We start from the raw sequence: 16074 nt of genomic DNA on the forward strand, positions 1-16074 counted from the left end.
GTAGCTGGAGATGTGCCATGATTCTGCCACAAAATTTAAACTGGTGAAATATTGATAAAAAACCGCCTTAACTTTTTGTGGTAAAAAAGGTATCCATCAATTCTTAACAAATTTTAAAACTGCTTTAAGTTTTTGTAGAAAAAGATCTGACCTAAAAAAAATCAATAAGATATTCATTTTTACCAGCCTCCTTTTAGCCCTTCTTTTAGAGCATTATTATATTTCTCCAAATCAAAGCTGTACAAGTCAGGAGCTTTATGTGCACCGCCTTTTCGAGATTCATCGAGTTTTGTTAGAATATCATAACGAAGAAATTTTCTATAAAAATTACCTCTATTTAGTTTTTTTCCTAAAATACCTTCATATAATTTTTGAAGTTCCGGCATTGTAAATTTCTCAGGAAGAAGATTATAGCCGATAGGATGATGGTTTACCTGTTCACGCAATGTTAGCAGTGCTTTCTCAAAGATAGCCCTGTGATCCATCATAAATGATGGAAGATTATCAATGGAATGCCATTCAACCGTACTTGAAAATTCATCAATAACAAGACTAACCTTGGAGTATTCTGCCAAGGCGTAATAACCTATTGATATAAATCGTTGCTTGTACCAAATGCTGTCGTCATACTCGGAAAAAGCATCTTCAGAACGATTCCTGTCTCCAAAAGTATGAAACTGATGCAGGTAAATATTTTCGGTTCCGGTTCTGTCTTTTAAGATACGAACTGCCGCCTGATCAACATTTTCTGTTTTTTCTACGTATCCTCCTGGAAGTCCCCATGCATCCATATCTTTCATCTTTAATAATAAAACATGGAGTGAATGTTGATGAAAACTGAAAATAACACTGTCAATAGAAAGTGTTGGAATATACTTTTCCCAAGCTTCTTCGGACTCGATTTGGAGAAATTTTTTAAATTCCATAAGCTATAATTAGCCTCAAATTTAATCTTTTTAATTACTACAAGCCAAATTGTTTAAATTTTTTCTGACAATTTTTTGGACCTTACAAAAAAGAACTATCGCGTTTACTTTTTTTATTTTACTTCAAGAATTTTCAAATCCATTTTTTCTAAAAAATCCTTTTTTTTCAATGATTACAGTACTTTACGCAAACGAGATAGTTTTTTTTAGTTCAATTCCCAACTCGTTAATAATATTTGTCATTCTTTGGTTATATGATATTTAATGGTTAGTTATGATACGATTATGAAATTTTTTCATGGTTTTATTTGTTGATATCAGAAAATGTTTTTAATATTGCTTCATATTGAAGCAATGAAATTATATTCTTACTTAACTAACTAACCACTTATGAAAAAAATGCTAATCTCAGCACTCTGTATGGCTGTTTTTCCGACTTTTGATGCTTACTCTCAAGAGGATAAAAAACAGGAAAAAGCAACTGATTCAATTAAAAAAATCACCAAAATTGTCGAGACAGATACCAAAGAAGAAAAAAACAGAAATGTCATGCTTAATGCGGCCAATAATTCAGGTCCACGTGATGTAAATATCGGATTGCCATCAACGGTGGGTGGAATCACCATTCAAGAAAATGATTTACCGGTTGTGTATTATTTTTGGCCAGAATTGCCAAACAGAACCTGGAGACAAAGCAAAAGTTTAGATCGCACAGGCTTGCTTAAAATTGGAGAAGCAGCCATTACAACTGGAGATTTGGGTTTCGCAGTAAACTCATATACTAGGCTAGGAACTGATAAATTAGAAATCAATGGTAATTTTTCAGGATCAAGTTTCGGTTGGATGAAAGGAGATCTTAATGTCTCTGGGCCATTGGCAAAAGGATGGTCGTACACTATGGGGGCTTACGCTAATTTTGATCCAAATTCTTTTGATTTAAAATTTGCCAAATATTCAGACAGAACTCAAATTTACAGAGCGGGCTTAACCAAGAAATTTAATAACGGAAAGGGGCAGATTAGCTTTTTGTATAAATATGCAAACTCGGCTTCTTTAACGAATTATGCCGTTTTTAGATATAAGGAAGGTGGAAAAGTTGAAGAGTACAATGATTTTAAAATTGGTCGTGATTCATACATTGTCAATGACGGAACCATGAAATTTAAAGATATCCTTACAGGAGAAACCAAATTTGCTGATATGGGTGGAAGTGATGCAGCAACAACTTCTCACACCTTTGATATCTTAGGAAATTATGATTTGGCAAACGATTGGAAATTCAATTTTTCAACTCGTTTTAGAACATCAAGAGCTTCGCAGTTAATTGCAATTCCGCTAAGTATTTTTCAGGCAAATCCAGCAGATAATTTTACATATGAAGCTTCTGGTCAGCCTTATGTAGGAAATGTAAATTCGATGTTAGGTTTGTATACAGACGGAACACCAACAACAAGTTTTTTATCCCGATTTGAAATTAAAAAAAATGTTGAAAAACACAAATGGAGATTCGGATTACTAGAATATTACTATAATGTAGACGAGTTTACTTCAAGCCGTTCTTTCTTTAACCAAACCGTAAGTGCAAATCCCGACAAATTGGTTCGTAATACTCCGGGAGGAACTTCAAATACAGATGCTGACGGATTTTATAACTACAATGTTGGTGGAGAATACCACAATGGATTCGAGAACAAATTATCAGGTTATTTCTCTGATAACTGGACCGTTTCAGACCGTTTGACATTGGCTTATGGTATCAATTTAAGATACCATAAACTAAAAGGAGATTATTACCAAACGCCAAGAACTCCAAATTTGGTTTTTGATCCAAGCCAGAAATCGTATTTTGATAACAACTGGTTTCATTTAGGAGGTTCGATCAATGCTATTTATAAAGTAACAAAAAGTGCCGGAATTTTAGCAGATTTCACTTATACCGAAAAAAATGGACAACTAGAGAGTTATTCAGGATCTGTAGCGCCCAATTTGGCTAAAACCAAAAGTCCTTTGGCTGCTTTTGGATTGTACTATAATCAGGATAAATTTAGTGTAGTTTCTCAGGCAACTTATTTGACCAGAAACAATTATCAGGCACGATTAAATTTAGTAAATCCAGCAGATGGAAGTCAGTCAGAAGTGGCTACCGTTTTTTACGATATTCAAACTTTAGGATGGACAACTGATATTGTAGCCACTCCGTTTAAAGGATTTAATCTTCATTATCTGATTACTTTTCAGGATCCGGTGTATAAAAATTATGATTTCTCTGCTTTTGGTAACAACTATTCTTATAACGATAAAAACGTATTAGAAATCTCTAAAGTATTAATGGAAATTGATCCAAGTTATACCTATAAAGATTTCAAGGTTTGGGCAAGTTTTCGTTATTTCAGTAAGCAGTACGCTAATCTTACCAATGCGCTATTCTTTGCCCCAAGATGGGAAACCTTTGGAGGGGTAAATTACAAAATCAACGATCACTTTGATATTGGTCTAACAGCTGTAAACTTTTTAAACCAAACCGGAGCAAAAGGAGCGATTAGTGGAGCTGAATTAATTACAGATGCTTCAGCTTATTACGATCAGCTTTTGGTAGGATCTTACATTCGTCCGTTTACTTTAGAAGCCTCCCTTAATTTCAGATTCTAAAATTCATTTTATGAAAAAAATAATCATAACTGTCGGTTTCGCTTTTTTTATAAGCGTTACAGTACAAGCTCAGCAGGAAAACTTTACCATTATTAAAAATAATAAAGGTGCCGATTTGGGATATTCTCCCGAATCTGGCATCAAAATTATAACCGTAAGCGCAAAGAAATTTAAAGATTTAAACAAAAACGGGAAACTGGATAAGTATGAAGACTGGCGTCTTTCGGCAGACGAAAGAGCTAAAGATTTAGCTTCTCAAATGTCAGTAGAACAAATTGCAGGATTGATGTTATACAGTCGTCATCAGGCTTTACCGGCAGGAATAGCGGGTTATAATGCAGGAACTTATAACGGAAAAGTATTTCCGCAAAGCAATGCTAAAGCGTATGATTTAACGGATCAGCAAAAGGCTTTTTTGAAAGAAGATAATCTTCGCCATGTTTTGATCACAAATGTAGAAAGTCCTGAAGTAGCTGCTTTATGGAACAACCAAATGCAGGCTTTTGTAGAAGGAATTGGTCTGGGAATCCCGAGTAATACCAGTACAGATCCGCGTCATAATGCAACTGTTACCGCAGAATTTAATGCTGGAGCAGGAGGAACAATCTCAATGTGGCCCGATGGTTTAGGAATGGCATCAACTTTCGATCCCAAAATTGTAGAACAGTTTGGTCAAATTGCTGCTAAAGAATATCGTGCGTTAGGAATTGCAACGGCCTTATCTCCGCAAATCGACTTAGGATCAGAACCAAGATGGTACAGGATTTCGATGACCTTTGGCGAAAGCCCAGCCTTAACCAGAGATATGGGACGTGCATATATTGACGGATTTCAAACTTCATACGGAAAAGACGAAATCAAGGATGGTTGGGGTTATAAAAGTGTAAATGCAATGGTAAAACACTGGCCAAGTGGTGGTGCTGAAGAAGGTGGACGCGACGGCCACTGGGCTTACGGAAAATTTGCCGTTTATCCAGGAAATAATTTGCAGCAGCATATAGATCCGTTTATCAATGGAGCTTTCAAACTAAAAGGAAAAACAAGCAAAGCTTCGGCGGTTATGCCTTATTATACAATCACTTTTGATCAGGATAAAAAATACAACGAAAACGTAGCCAACGGTTACAGCAAATATATCATTACAGATTTATTGAGAGATAAATACGGTTATGACGGCGTAGTTTGTACAGATTGGCTGGTAACTGGCGATGAAGGAAAAACACCAAATCTTTTTGCCGGTAAACCTTGGGGGGTTGAGAATCTTTCGATTGTAGAAAGACACTATAAAGCTATTGTTGCCGGAGTAGATCAGTTTGGAGGAAACAATGATAAAAAGCCAGTTCTGGAAGCGTACCAAATGGGAATCAAAGAATTTGGAGAACCTTTTATGAGGGCTCGTTTTGAAAGATCTGCTGTTCGATTATTAAAGAATATTTTCAGGGTTGGACTTTTTGAAAATCCATATTTGAATGTTGCCGAAACAAAAGCAATTGTTGGAAATCCTGAGTTTATGAAAGAGGGTTATCAGGCTCAGTTAAAATCGGTTGTAATGTTAAAAAATAAAGCTTCGGTTCTTCCATTAAAAGAAAAGAAAACAGTTTTTATTCCGAAGATTTATACGGCTTCTACAAAAGATTGGTGGGGCGTTGCAAGTCAGCCAAAATTGGAATATCCGGTAAATTTAGAATTGGTTAAGAAATATTACAACGTAACCGAAGATCCATCAAAAGCTGATTTTGCTATTGTTTTTGTAACTAGTCCACAGAGTTTAGAAGGTGGTTATGATTTAAAAGACAGAACAAACGGAAGCAACGGTTATGTGCCAATTTCACTTCAATACACAACTTATACTGCAACAGAAGCCAGAGCTAAAAGTATCGCTGCCGGAGATCAGGTTATTGACCCCACAATTAAGGACAGAACCTATAAAAACAAAACAGTAACAGTTGCTAACACAATGGATTTGAGAACAATTCTTGACACCAGAGACATGATGAACGGAAAACCGGTTATTGTTTCGGTAACAGCGTCTAAACCTATGATTTTTAATGAATTTGAAAAACAGGTAGACGGAATTATATTGAATTTCGGAGTTTCTACCCAAGCGGTTCTGGATATTATTTCGGGGAAATCAGAACCATCAGGACTGTTGCCGGTTCAAATGCCGGCAAATATGGAAACAGTTGAAAAGCAATTTGAAGACGTTCCTTTTGATATGGTTTCGCATAAAGACAGCGAAGGAAATCTTTACGATTTTGCCTTTGGACTAAACTGGAAAGGTGTTATAAAAGATGCCAGGACGGAAACTTATAAGAAACAGTAATTTTTTTATGCCAGAAAGGCGCGAAACTTACAATAGAAGAAGATCTGTCGTGTCTCTCGCAGATTGAGCAGATTTAAATTTATAAATAAATAATGTGCGCTTATGAGCCTTAATATTTTTTAAATCTGAGTGAAACACAAAAAAAGGAGTGTCTTGGTGCCTTTGCAGATTAAATTAAACTTAATACCACAAATCATAATGAAAAATAGAATCACAGTATTAGTTGCTTTTTGCTTGCTTTTATGCACAGCAGCAAAAGCGCAGCAAACCGTAAAATTATATTCAGGAAAAGCTCCTGGGTCTGAGAACTGGACACAAAAAGAAGCTCAAATGTATTCGGATCTTTTTAAGACCGAAGTGGTTTATAATGTAACGAATCCATCTTTGTTGGTTTATCAGGTTCCAACGGGCGTTAAGAATACAGGAACGGCAATTGTAATTGCGCCAGGCGGAGGTTTTCAGAGTTTGTCTATTGATAGAGAAGGAAAAGAATTAGCGGAAATATTGAACAAAAAAGGAATCACCGCTTTTGTTTTAAAATACCGTTTGAATAAAACTCAAAGTAATGATCCGGCTAGAGAAATGATGGAGAAATTAAAAGATAGGGCTGCTTTCGAAAAAAGCTCTTTAGCTACTATAAAATTAGCGGCAGAAGATGGAAAAAATGCTTTAAAATATGTTCGTGACAATGCTTCAAAATACGGAATCGACACAAAGAAAGTGGGAATTATTGGGTTTTCAGCAGGAAGTACAGTTGCGATGGAAACGGTTTTAGAGAATTCAGTAGACCAATTACCGGATTTTGTTGCCAATATTTATGGAGGTCCAAGACCGGAACTTTTAACCGTTGCAACTCCGCTGAAGAAAATTCCAATGTTTTTGTGCGCAGCCAGCGATGATCAGTTAAAACTGGCACCAAGAAGTATTCAGATGTACAATAAATGGCTGGAAGCAGGACAAAGTGTCGAATTGCATATGTACTCAAAAGGCGGTCACGGCTTTGGAACAGGAAAACAAAACCTGCCAGTAGATTCCTGGGAAACCCGTTTTGAAGAATGGCTTACACTACAAGGATTTCTAAACTAATCTTTCCCTTTAATAAAGAGACTATTTAAACTATCTATATATGAAACATACATTTATAAAAACAGCAAGAGTTACGCTTTTGACAGCATTAGTGCTTTCTAATTTGTCCTGGAATACTCCTAAAAATGAAACGAATCCGCCGGTTTTAACGATCAAAGGATTTAAATTTTTCGATTTAAACAGAAACGGAAAATTAGATATTTGGGAAGATACACGTCTTTCTAATGATCAAAGAATTGATGCCATCATCAAACAAATGACCAATGCAGAAAAAGTAGAATTGCTTATCGGAACCGGAATGCCGGGTATCGAAGTTCTCACTGGCCCTGTTGGAGATTCTAAACAAGGTTTGGTTCCCGGAGCAGCGGGCGGAACTGCTGCTTTCGAACGATTCGGAATTCCTGCAACAGTTGTAGCCGATGGTCCTGCGGGTTTAAGAATTGCACCAACCAGAGAAAATGATTCAAAAACCTATTACGCAACGGCATTTCCGGTAGGAACTGCTTTGGCTTCAACCTGGAATAAAGCACTTTTAGAAGAAGTCGGAAAAGCAATGGGTAATGAGGTAAAGGAATATGGTGTGGATGTTTTATTGGCACCGGCTTTGAATATTCAAAGAAACCCCCTGAACGGAAGAAACTTCGAATATTATTCTGAAGATCCGTTGATTTCAGGGAAAACTGCAGCAGCAATTGTAAACGGAATCCAGTCGCAGGGAGTGGGAACTTCAATCAAGCACTTTGCAGTGAATAATGAAGAAACCAACCGTTTAACAATCAATGCCCACGTTTCTGAAAGGGCCATTAGAGAAATTTATTTAAAAGGTTTTGAAATCACGGTAAAAGAATCGCAGCCCTGGACGGTAATGTCATCTTATAATAAACTGAATGGCGAATATACTTCTGACAGAAAAGATTTGCTAACAGAGGTTTTAAGAAACGAATGGGGTTTTAAAGGAATTGTTATGACAGATTGGTTTGGTGGTTTTCCGGGTTTTGAATCTATCAAAGACGGATCAAATTCAGATGTTGTCAAACAAATGATTGCTGGAAATGATTTGTTAATGCCGGGAATTCCTGTTCAGAAAAAAGCATTATTAGAGGCTTTAAACTCGGGTAAATTATCTCAGGAAGTGGCCAATACAAATGCGAAAAGAATTTTAGAATATATTTTTCGTACGCCAACTTTTGCAAAATACAAATACAGTGACAAACCCAACCTGACAAAAAATGCTGAAGTGACAAGAAATGCTGCGGCAGAAGGAATGGTTTTGCTTAAAAACACCAATAATACATTGCCTTTTGCTGACAAGCAAAAAGAGGTTTCTGTATTTGGAGTGACTTCTTATGCCTGGATTACAGGAGGAACAGGAAGCGGAAGTGTAAATAATAAACACACCGTTTCTCTTTTAGAAGGATTAACCGCAGCGGGTTACAAATTAGACAAAGAATTGATTGACTTGTATAAACCACACGCTGAAAAAGAAGTAGTAGCCGAAAAAGAAAGAAGAAAAGTAAGAGGGATTTTGGCTTTGCCGGAAAGACTTCCAGAACTAAAAATGGATGATGCCTTTATTGCTAAAAAAGCGGCAAGTTCAGAAATCGCGTTTGTAACTCTGGGAAGAAATTCAGGAGAAGGCGGAGACAGGGTTGTGGATAATGATTTTAATATGGCCAATGAAGAGATTGAAATGCTGGATAAAATTTCAAAAGCTTTTCATGCTAAGGGCAAAAAAGTAGTGGTTATTTTAAATATTGGCGGTGTAATCGAAACAGCATCATGGAAAGGCAAAGTTGATGCTATTTTACTGGCGTGGCAACCCGGTCAGGAAGGCGGACATTCTGTTGCAGATGTTGTTTCAGGAAAAATAAATCCGTCTGGAAAACTAACGATGACTTTCCCTGTGAAATATTCTGATACACCATCAGCCAAAAACTTCCCTGGGCTTCCAGCTGATAATCCAAAAGAGGTAACTTATGAAGAAGGTGTTTATGTAGGATACCGTTATTTTAATACTTTTAATATTAAACCATCTTATGAATTTGGTTTTGGAAGTTCATACACGACTTTTGATTATACTAATGTAAAATTAAGTTCACCAACTTTTACAGATAAATTGACTGTTTCTGTTACGGTAAAAAATACAGGAAAAATGGCCGGAAAAGAAGTTGTTCAGGTTTACCTTTCGGCTCCTGCAAAATCTATTGATAAACCAAAAGAAGAACTAAAAGCTTTTGGTAAAACAAAAGAATTAAAACCGGGAGAAAGCCAAACGTTGCAATTGACTTTATCGCCAAAAGATCTGGCTTCATTTTTAGAGAGCAAAAGCGCCTGGATTGCAGAAGCAGGGGCCTATAAGGTTTTTGTAGGAGCTTCATCTTTAGATATTAAAAAATCAGTTGAATTTTCGGTTGCAAAAGAAATTACAGTAGAAAAAGTGAAGAAATCTTTCGCATTAGATTCGAAGTTTACAGAGCTTAAGCCGTAATTATTAGTTAATTATAGTTAGTAAAAAGCCTTTGAAACAATTTGTTTTGAAGGCTTTTTTTTGCGTGATTATGTCACAATTTTATTATTCTCAGGTTTTAAAAATTTAATATTTTGTTCCATAACATAACTTTTAATTACCAGTCAATTTTAGACTATTTTGACAATAGAAGTACAAATGTTTCAGCAGAATCTTTTAATGCAAAAATAAAAATGTTTAGATGTAAATTTAGAGAATTGAGAAATATAGGTTTCTATTTATTCAGATTATATACGCTTGTTGCTTAATCCCTAACTATCCTTTTCCCTAATTTATCTTATGAATTTCGTCTCCATTTGAGTAAAAAAAACGCAAAAAAATGTTTTTAACAAACAATTCATTAATTCCTTTTTACTAAAGGCTAGTAGATTAGTTAAGTCAAATGCTCTAATTAGGAGCATTATTGTACTGGTGTTTTAGGATTCCCTATAATGGATTAAAAATTCTAATCGAGAAGTTTACCATTATTAAAACAAAGCTGCTTTAGCAAGACGTTAATACAAGAATATTAATGTTATTTGTCTGGCAGGGTAATTATTAATCTTTTTATTTTCCTTTTTTCTTGGCATGCCAATATATTTTGGTTAAATTGTATATCCAAAAAAATGATCTATGAAAAAATTAGCTATTCTATTATTACTTATCTGTGTTTTTATTTCCTGTGAAAGTAAAAAAGAACTTGAACTCCAAAATAGGGAAAAAGCTGTGATTATAAAAGAAGAGGAATTTAAAAAGAAAGAGGCTGACTATAAAACTTTATTATTGATGCGGGACAGTTTAGCTGCTTTAAAAAATACCATTAATGAGAATAGCGACTTAATTAAGAAGTGGCCCGAATTCCTGAAAGGTTTTTGGAATAGTAAAACGCTATGCAGAGAATCTAACTGCAACCAATATGTAATAGGGGATCAGCGTAATGAATCCTGGGAATTTGTGTCTGATTCTACCGGAATTTATACCAATGTACTAAATAATAAAAAGCTGGTACGGGTATTTAAAGCAAAATACATCGAAGATAAAATAATGCTTGAATTCACCAGTGACAGTATTTCAAAGAACAGAGTAAAAATGAATGTTGTTCTTGATGATATTAAAGAAAATATTATAAAAGGAACACAAACCATAACCGGACAGGATAACTGTACTGCTAGATTCTCTGTAGAACTTACACTTGCCAAAAAATAATAATTTATGTTATTAAGTATACAACACGTTAGTCTTCCTATTGAAGATCCGGTGCTAAAATTTCTGATCGAGCTCATTATAATTTTATGTATTCCCCTTTTATTAAATAAAATAAAAGTGCCTCATTTGTTGGGGCTAATTATAGCCGGAGCAGTTATAGGTCCAAATGGATTCAATGTTCTTGCTAGGGACAGTAGCGTGGTTGTAACGGGAACCACAGGACTGTTATATATCATGTTTCTGGCAGGACTTGAGATTGATATGGGCGACTTTAAAAAAAACAAATGGAAGAGTATCACTTTTTCATTATACACTTTTACAGTACCATTTGTACTGGGGCTTATAGGTGGTTATTATGTATTGCATTTTTCGGTTTTAACCTCAGTATTGTTTGCCAGTCTTTTTTCCTCACATACCCTTATTGTATATCCTATGATAAGCAAACTGGGAATAGCCAAAAAGCTGGCAGTAAATATTACAGTAGGCGGAACAATGATAACAGATGTACTTTCACTAGTAGTACTAGCTGTTGTAGTAGGCATGTCACAGGGTGAGGTAGGAACATCATTTTGGGTTAAACTCTCTGTTTCCATGCTGGTATTTGCCTTAATTGTTTTACTTGTTTTTCCTATCGTAGCACGCTGGTTTTTCAAGAATGTTGAAGATAAGATTTCGCAGTATATTTTTGTAATTGTCATGATCTATCTAGCAGCTTTACTGGCTGAATTGGCAGGAATAGAAGCTATTATTGGCGCATTTTTTGCGGGCCTTGCTCTAAACAGGCTTATACCTCACACTTCATCACTTATGAATAGGGTCGAATTTGTGGGAAATGCTATTTTTATTCCCTTTTTTCTTATCAGCGTAGGTATGCTAATTGATTTTAATGCTTTTATACAGAGTTGGGAAACCCTCGGAGTAGCTTGCATTATGTTGGTAGCTTCAATAGGTGGAAAATATGCAGCAGCTATCTTGACTAAAAAAACATTTAAATTTACAGATGATGAGGGCAGGCTTATCTTTGGAATGAGCGCCGCATCAGCGGCCGCTACACTGGCATCTGTAATGGTGGGGTATAATATTATCTTGTCTGAAAACGAAGCCGGAGAACCTATCAGGCTTTTAAATGAACATGTTCTTAACGGCAGTATTCTTTTGATATTGGTTTCCTGTACCATTTCATCATTCGTCTCAATGGCAAGCGCACAAAGAATTGCCGATGCAGATAAAGAAGAAACGGTGGCGGGTACAGGTGATGAAGAAGAAAAAATTCTGCTCGCTCTTAATCATGAACATACCGTTGATAAAATGGTTAATCTGGGGCTGCTTATAAAAAACAAGACAAATATAGACAAGCTTTTTGCCCTTAATGTTATTAATGAGGACAAAAGCGAATCGTCTTCAAAAAATGCTGAAAAATTACTTGGTGCAGCCGTTAGTATGGCCGCTGCGGCAGACGTTAAACTAAATCCGATAACACGGCACGACAATGATGTAGTTGCAGGTATTAATAATGTAGTAAAGGAGCACAATATTACCGATCTGATTATTGGACTTGAACAAGATAAAGGTTTCTCCTCTTCCTTTATCTATAATCTTTATAACGGTTACCTGCAAAACAAGCAGATTAATGTGATTGTTTATCATGCAGTACAACCTGTGGCAACCATTAAAAAATATGCCGTTCTTATTCCTGGGAATGCAGAGCATGAACCTGGTTTTTTCCATTCCTTATTAAGGGTTTGGAATATAGGGAAAAATTCAGGGGCAAAAATGAGCTTTTATGCCAATGAGAAAACAATCAATGTATTGGAGAGTATCATTAGAAAGGCAAATATTGAAGCTGTTTTTAATATTGTAATAGCCTGGCAGGATGCTCAGAATGTAGCGTACAATCTCGAGGTAGATGAAGGTCTTATTATTTTGATGGCAGACAGAGGAATGAAATCTTATTTTCCCCAGATGCAGCATGTGCCTGAAATTTTAAATAAGAATCTGCATAATAACAATTATATACTAATTTATCCTTTTTCAAAAATAGATAATACTACAACTGAGAAAAGGTCCGTGAGTAATCTTGATGATTTTGCCGATATCGGGAAAATTATAAGAAAAATTTTTAAATAGCAAAAAGTTACATATTCATTTGGTATTGGCTGTTTAGTCAATACCAGTGAATTTTGCAATATAAGAACTATATTCATTGAAAAACTATCGATTTTAGCCTGTTTCTTTAACTACTTCCGATAAGGTATTACCAATAGACGATAATTTTATTTCAAAGGAAATTCCATTTCATATTGTTTAATATAAAGATTCATTCCCATTTCTTTCATGAATTTTAGTATTTCTTTTGAGGTATTTTTAATATTTATAGCAGAAAGATCTTTTCCATAATTTGTTGCAATGTGTTCTAAAAGTTGTCGAGCAGCTCCTTTTGTTCTGTAATTTTTATCAACCGAAAGTTGGTGAATTCTTTTTAGTTTTGGATTAAAAATTGAGTAGCCCAACAATTTTTCATTATCATATACTCCCAGAGAAATATTGAAGTTTTTCATCTTTTCAAGAGCTGTAATCGAATTTTGCCACGATGGTTTTAAGTCCCAAAAAGATTGAAGTTCGGGCCAATTATACTGCCCTAATTTGCGAATTTCAAAATCACTGTTCCTATTGGTTATATTAATTGATCCTTTATAGCAATTCAATTCTCGGATGATTTTGAACCCTATGTTTTTGTAAGTTTTTATTGCACGCTCATTTGTGGTTATCACTTCAAGTAACAACTTGTCAATATTATTTTGGTGCAAAACAGGTAAAATATGTTCGTACATTTTGTAAGTTAATTTATTTCCCCTTTTTGTTGGAATTACTCCTGTTGCTGCATTATAAACAATTTTCAATTGGTCAACAAGGTCATAGCCGTGAAGTATGAAAGCAATTAATTGATTATCCTGGAAAGCGCCTACTGAGAATTCCAGCTTAATACTATCGCTTTTTATTTTATCTTCGAGTTGTTCTTTTGTCAGGCAAAATGGTACTATGTAGTCTGAGAATGACAAATTGAAAACTTCTAAAAGTTTTTCGATAGGAATGTTCTCTAAGGTTTGTAAAGTAATCATAAAAGTACTGCTAAGATGAGTTCGTTTAAAAATCAAATGGGTTAATTTTCCGAGTCTATTTTTGGTAAATATACTCGATTTAAGGGGACTGAGAAAGGGGACGCATTAAAAATCTAGTGTTATATAGACTGGTCTATCATTTTTAATTTTTGTTGAATTATTCAACGGATGTCAGATTTTATAAAAAATGTTCTTGTATAATAGTTCCCCTTACTAGTGGCAGTTTATTTCTTCTTCTTTCTTTTCAGAGATATATCTTATCGAATTTTTAGCTTCTCTCTATATTTAAGAAGCCTGTGGTAGATTTAAGTCATTTATCGTTAATAGTTTGTCGTTAAAAATATAATAGTTTTTTTGATTGTAATTTTACAAATTTTTGTTTTTAAAAGTATCTCCGCTAGTAAGTTGAGATTATTAGATTTGTATAAAATACAAGCTTCTATAAATTTTCGTATATATGTACAATATTATATAAATCGTAGGAGAAATTATGACAACAGAATTTTGGATTGAAAAAGCAACAGGCGAATCAATTGACAATGCGACAATTTCGGATTTTAATCTTGCTCTTGAAGAAATTAAAACGGCAGACACAGAGCACGGATCATTTTGGATCGGTCATATTGAGGAGCAATATGTATTAGAAATTCATAAAAATTTATGTGTGTTTTTTATCTATGGAGAGAATCAGGATAAACGTTTAAAATCAGAATTTAATAATTGGCAGGATATTAAGGATTGCCTGGAATTGTATTTCGCCAAAGATTTTTTACTATTGAAAAACAAAATGGAGTTAGTCTTATGCAGAGAAGGAAAAACAGGATGAATTTTTCACACGTGACAATAATTTTAAATTGATTTTTAAGGTGTAATAGCAATACAAGTATCATGCAAATCAATAGAAATCCTCTTAATCAAAACATCAAAATATAACGCATCGCACCATATCCTAAACTGATCAAAATAAGGGATATCATATTTACTTTATACTTAATAAGTAAAACAAGAGAGAATAAAACCCATCCTAATGCCATTGGGTTAAAGCTTAGTGAAGAGATCACTTTACCAGAAAATAAGATACTTTCTCCAAGATAAAAGGCAAGATTTACAATCACCCCCACAACAGCAGCAGTAATTAATGATAAAACGGCTTGAATGGTTGGATTTTTTTGAGATTTTTCAATCAGTGGAGCGCCCATAAAAATCATGATAAAATTAGGTAGAAATGTAAAATAACTTGCTGTTAAAAGCCCTATGGTTCCCATCAGTAAAGAGCCATTAAAGTGATTCAATCCGGCCATAAAACCTACATAAGACAATACAATAACCAGAGGACCCGGTGTGGTTTCGGCTAAAGCAAAACCATCTATCATTTGAGTCTTGGAAAGCCATGCCAATTTATTTGTAACTAAATTGGCTACATAGGGAATCACAGTGTAAGACCCTCCAATTGTCAAGAAGGCAGATTGAGTAAAAAGCAATGAAAGTTTTTGCCAAAATAATGTATCTACCAGTAGAAACGTTATGCTTAAAAAGGGAACAAACCAAAGAATAAGAAAAACAATAAGTTGTTTTGTTATTGTTTTAAAAGATGTTTTATTTGCGCCTTGATCGATATTAACATAGTACATATCTTCATGGCTATCAATTGCACTTTTTGCTTTTTTGATCAGTATAAACTCAGGGGCAGCAATGCGAATTACAATTGAAAAAAAGATAACCCCTATTATTATCCATGGCGTTGGGATATGCAGGAAATAGGAAGAAATGAAAGAGGCAAATGCAATAAAGTAATGTAAAAAACTAATAAGTGATTTTTGACTTACTCTCCAAGTAGCGTATATAATAATGGCCAATACTGCAGGCTTTAGACCATCAAAAACCGATATAAGCAAAGGAGTATTTCCATAAAGAGCATAAAGAATACTTAAAGACCATATAATTAGTATAGAAGGCAAAATAAAAAATATACCTGATATTATCCCCCCTTTAATTCCATGTAGTTTCCATCCAAGATAAATGGCTAACTGATGGGCTTCTGGTCCCGGCAGAATCATGCAGGCATTAAGCGCGCTAAAAAACTTGGCGTTACTCACCCATTTCTTTTTTTCAACAAGAAAATCATGCATAATAGTAACATGACCTGTTGTACCACCAAAACTTATCCAACCTAGTAGAAACCAAAAACGAATTGCCTGAGTAAAATTTGGTTGCTCAGCTTTACTTTTTTTTATTATATGCATGTATGGGGATTTCCAA

The 16074-nt window shown here is 34.8% G+C and carries 11 protein-coding genes; 8 read left to right on the forward strand and 3 right to left on the reverse strand.

The genetic code is table 11. The features are described from left to right. Positions 1-179: 179 nt before the first annotated feature. Positions 180-926 (reverse strand): NUDIX hydrolase, encoded by a 747-nt coding sequence (locus B0A67_RS18885; protein ID WP_072962875.1) that lies wholly within the window; start codon positions 924-926, stop codon positions 180-182. Between the two features lie 390 nt (positions 927-1316). On the opposite strand from B0A67_RS18885, the gene B0A67_RS18890 reads away from it, so the two are divergent. The 7 genes from B0A67_RS18890 to B0A67_RS18920 all read left to right on the forward strand — a co-directional run bounded on the left by B0A67_RS18890 (position 1317) and on the right by B0A67_RS18920 (position 12823). Beyond that, positions 1317-3575, forward strand: coding sequence for a TonB-dependent receptor (locus tag B0A67_RS18890; RefSeq protein WP_084074600.1), 2259 nt, complete (start codon positions 1317-1319; stop codon positions 3573-3575). Positions 3576-3585: 10 nt separating this feature from the next. Further along, entirely contained in the window at positions 3586-5898 is a 2313-nt protein-coding gene (locus B0A67_RS18895) for a glycoside hydrolase family 3 protein (RefSeq protein WP_072962872.1), read from the forward strand. A gap of 198 nt (positions 5899-6096) precedes the next feature. Next, on the forward strand, positions 6097-6984 hold the full coding sequence (locus tag B0A67_RS18900) for an alpha/beta hydrolase (RefSeq protein ID WP_072962869.1): 888 nt from the start codon (positions 6097-6099) through the stop codon (positions 6982-6984). A gap of 40 nt (positions 6985-7024) precedes the next feature. Further along, positions 7025-9472, forward strand: coding sequence for a glycoside hydrolase family 3 C-terminal domain-containing protein (locus B0A67_RS18905; RefSeq protein WP_072962866.1), 2448 nt, complete (start codon positions 7025-7027; stop codon positions 9470-9472). Positions 9473-9585: 113 nt separating this feature from the next. Continuing rightward, on the forward strand, positions 9586-9759 hold the full coding sequence (locus B0A67_RS25430; protein WP_242670988.1) for a transposase: 174 nt from the start codon (positions 9586-9588) through the stop codon (positions 9757-9759). A gap of 364 nt (positions 9760-10123) precedes the next feature. Further along, positions 10124-10696 carry a hypothetical protein gene (locus B0A67_RS18915; RefSeq protein ID WP_072962863.1) on the forward strand — a complete coding sequence of 191 codons (573 nt, stop codon included), beginning with the start codon at positions 10124-10126 and terminating at the stop codon, positions 10694-10696. A 6-nt stretch (positions 10697-10702) separates the two neighbouring features. Next, a complete protein-coding gene (locus tag B0A67_RS18920; protein ID WP_072962860.1) occupies positions 10703-12823 on the forward strand; it encodes a cation:proton antiporter in 2121 nt (706 codons plus the stop codon). A gap of 146 nt (positions 12824-12969) precedes the next feature. On the opposite strand, the gene B0A67_RS18925 is transcribed toward B0A67_RS18920, so the two are convergent. Then, positions 12970-13815, reverse strand: a complete 846-nt coding sequence (locus B0A67_RS18925; protein ID WP_084074599.1) for a GNAT family N-acetyltransferase — start codon at positions 13813-13815, stop codon at positions 12970-12972. A gap of 490 nt (positions 13816-14305) precedes the next feature. Here B0A67_RS18925 and B0A67_RS18930 point away from each other — a divergent pair, with 490 nt between their 5' ends. Continuing rightward, the gene (locus B0A67_RS18930) at positions 14306-14641 is read left to right on the forward strand and encodes a hypothetical protein (RefSeq protein ID WP_072962857.1); all 336 of its coding nucleotides are present in this window, start codon (positions 14306-14308) and stop codon (positions 14639-14641) included. An 88-nt stretch (positions 14642-14729) separates the two neighbouring features. Here B0A67_RS18930 and chrA read toward each other — a convergent pair whose 3' ends face one another. Next, positions 14730-16058, reverse strand: coding sequence for a chromate efflux transporter (chrA, locus tag B0A67_RS18935; RefSeq protein WP_072962853.1), 1329 nt, complete (start codon positions 16056-16058; stop codon positions 14730-14732). Positions 16059-16074 lie beyond the last annotated feature (16 nt).

Source organism: Flavobacterium aquidurense (genome assembly GCF_002217195.1).
GTDB lineage: Bacteria > Bacteroidota > Bacteroidia > Flavobacteriales > Flavobacteriaceae > Flavobacterium > Flavobacterium frigidimaris.

Excerpts from the sequence above, each read along its gene's own strand:
- B0A67_RS18885 (WP_072962875.1), bottom strand. The coding sequence starts at position 926 with ATGGAATTTAAAAAATTTCTCCAAATCGAGTCCGAAGAAGCTTGGGAA.
- B0A67_RS18890 (WP_084074600.1), top strand. The coding sequence starts at position 1,317 with ATGAAAAAAATGCTAATCTCAGCACTCTGTATGGCTGTTTTTCCGACT.
- B0A67_RS18895 (WP_072962872.1), top strand. The coding sequence starts at position 3,586 with ATGAAAAAAATAATCATAACTGTCGGTTTCGCTTTTTTTATAAGCGTT.
- B0A67_RS18900 (WP_072962869.1), top strand. The coding sequence starts at position 6,097 with ATGAAAAATAGAATCACAGTATTAGTTGCTTTTTGCTTGCTTTTATGC.
- B0A67_RS18905 (WP_072962866.1), top strand. The coding sequence starts at position 7,025 with ATGAAACATACATTTATAAAAACAGCAAGAGTTACGCTTTTGACAGCA.
- B0A67_RS18915 (WP_072962863.1), top strand. The coding sequence starts at position 10,124 with ATGAAAAAATTAGCTATTCTATTATTACTTATCTGTGTTTTTATTTCC.
- B0A67_RS18920 (WP_072962860.1), top strand. The coding sequence starts at position 10,703 with ATGTTATTAAGTATACAACACGTTAGTCTTCCTATTGAAGATCCGGTG.
- B0A67_RS18925 (WP_084074599.1), bottom strand. The coding sequence starts at position 13,815 with ATGATTACTTTACAAACCTTAGAGAACATTCCTATCGAAAAACTTTTA.
- B0A67_RS18930 (WP_072962857.1), top strand. The coding sequence starts at position 14,306 with ATGACAACAGAATTTTGGATTGAAAAAGCAACAGGCGAATCAATTGAC.
- chrA (WP_072962853.1), bottom strand. The coding sequence starts at position 16,058 with ATGCATATAATAAAAAAAAGTAAAGCTGAGCAACCAAATTTTACTCAG.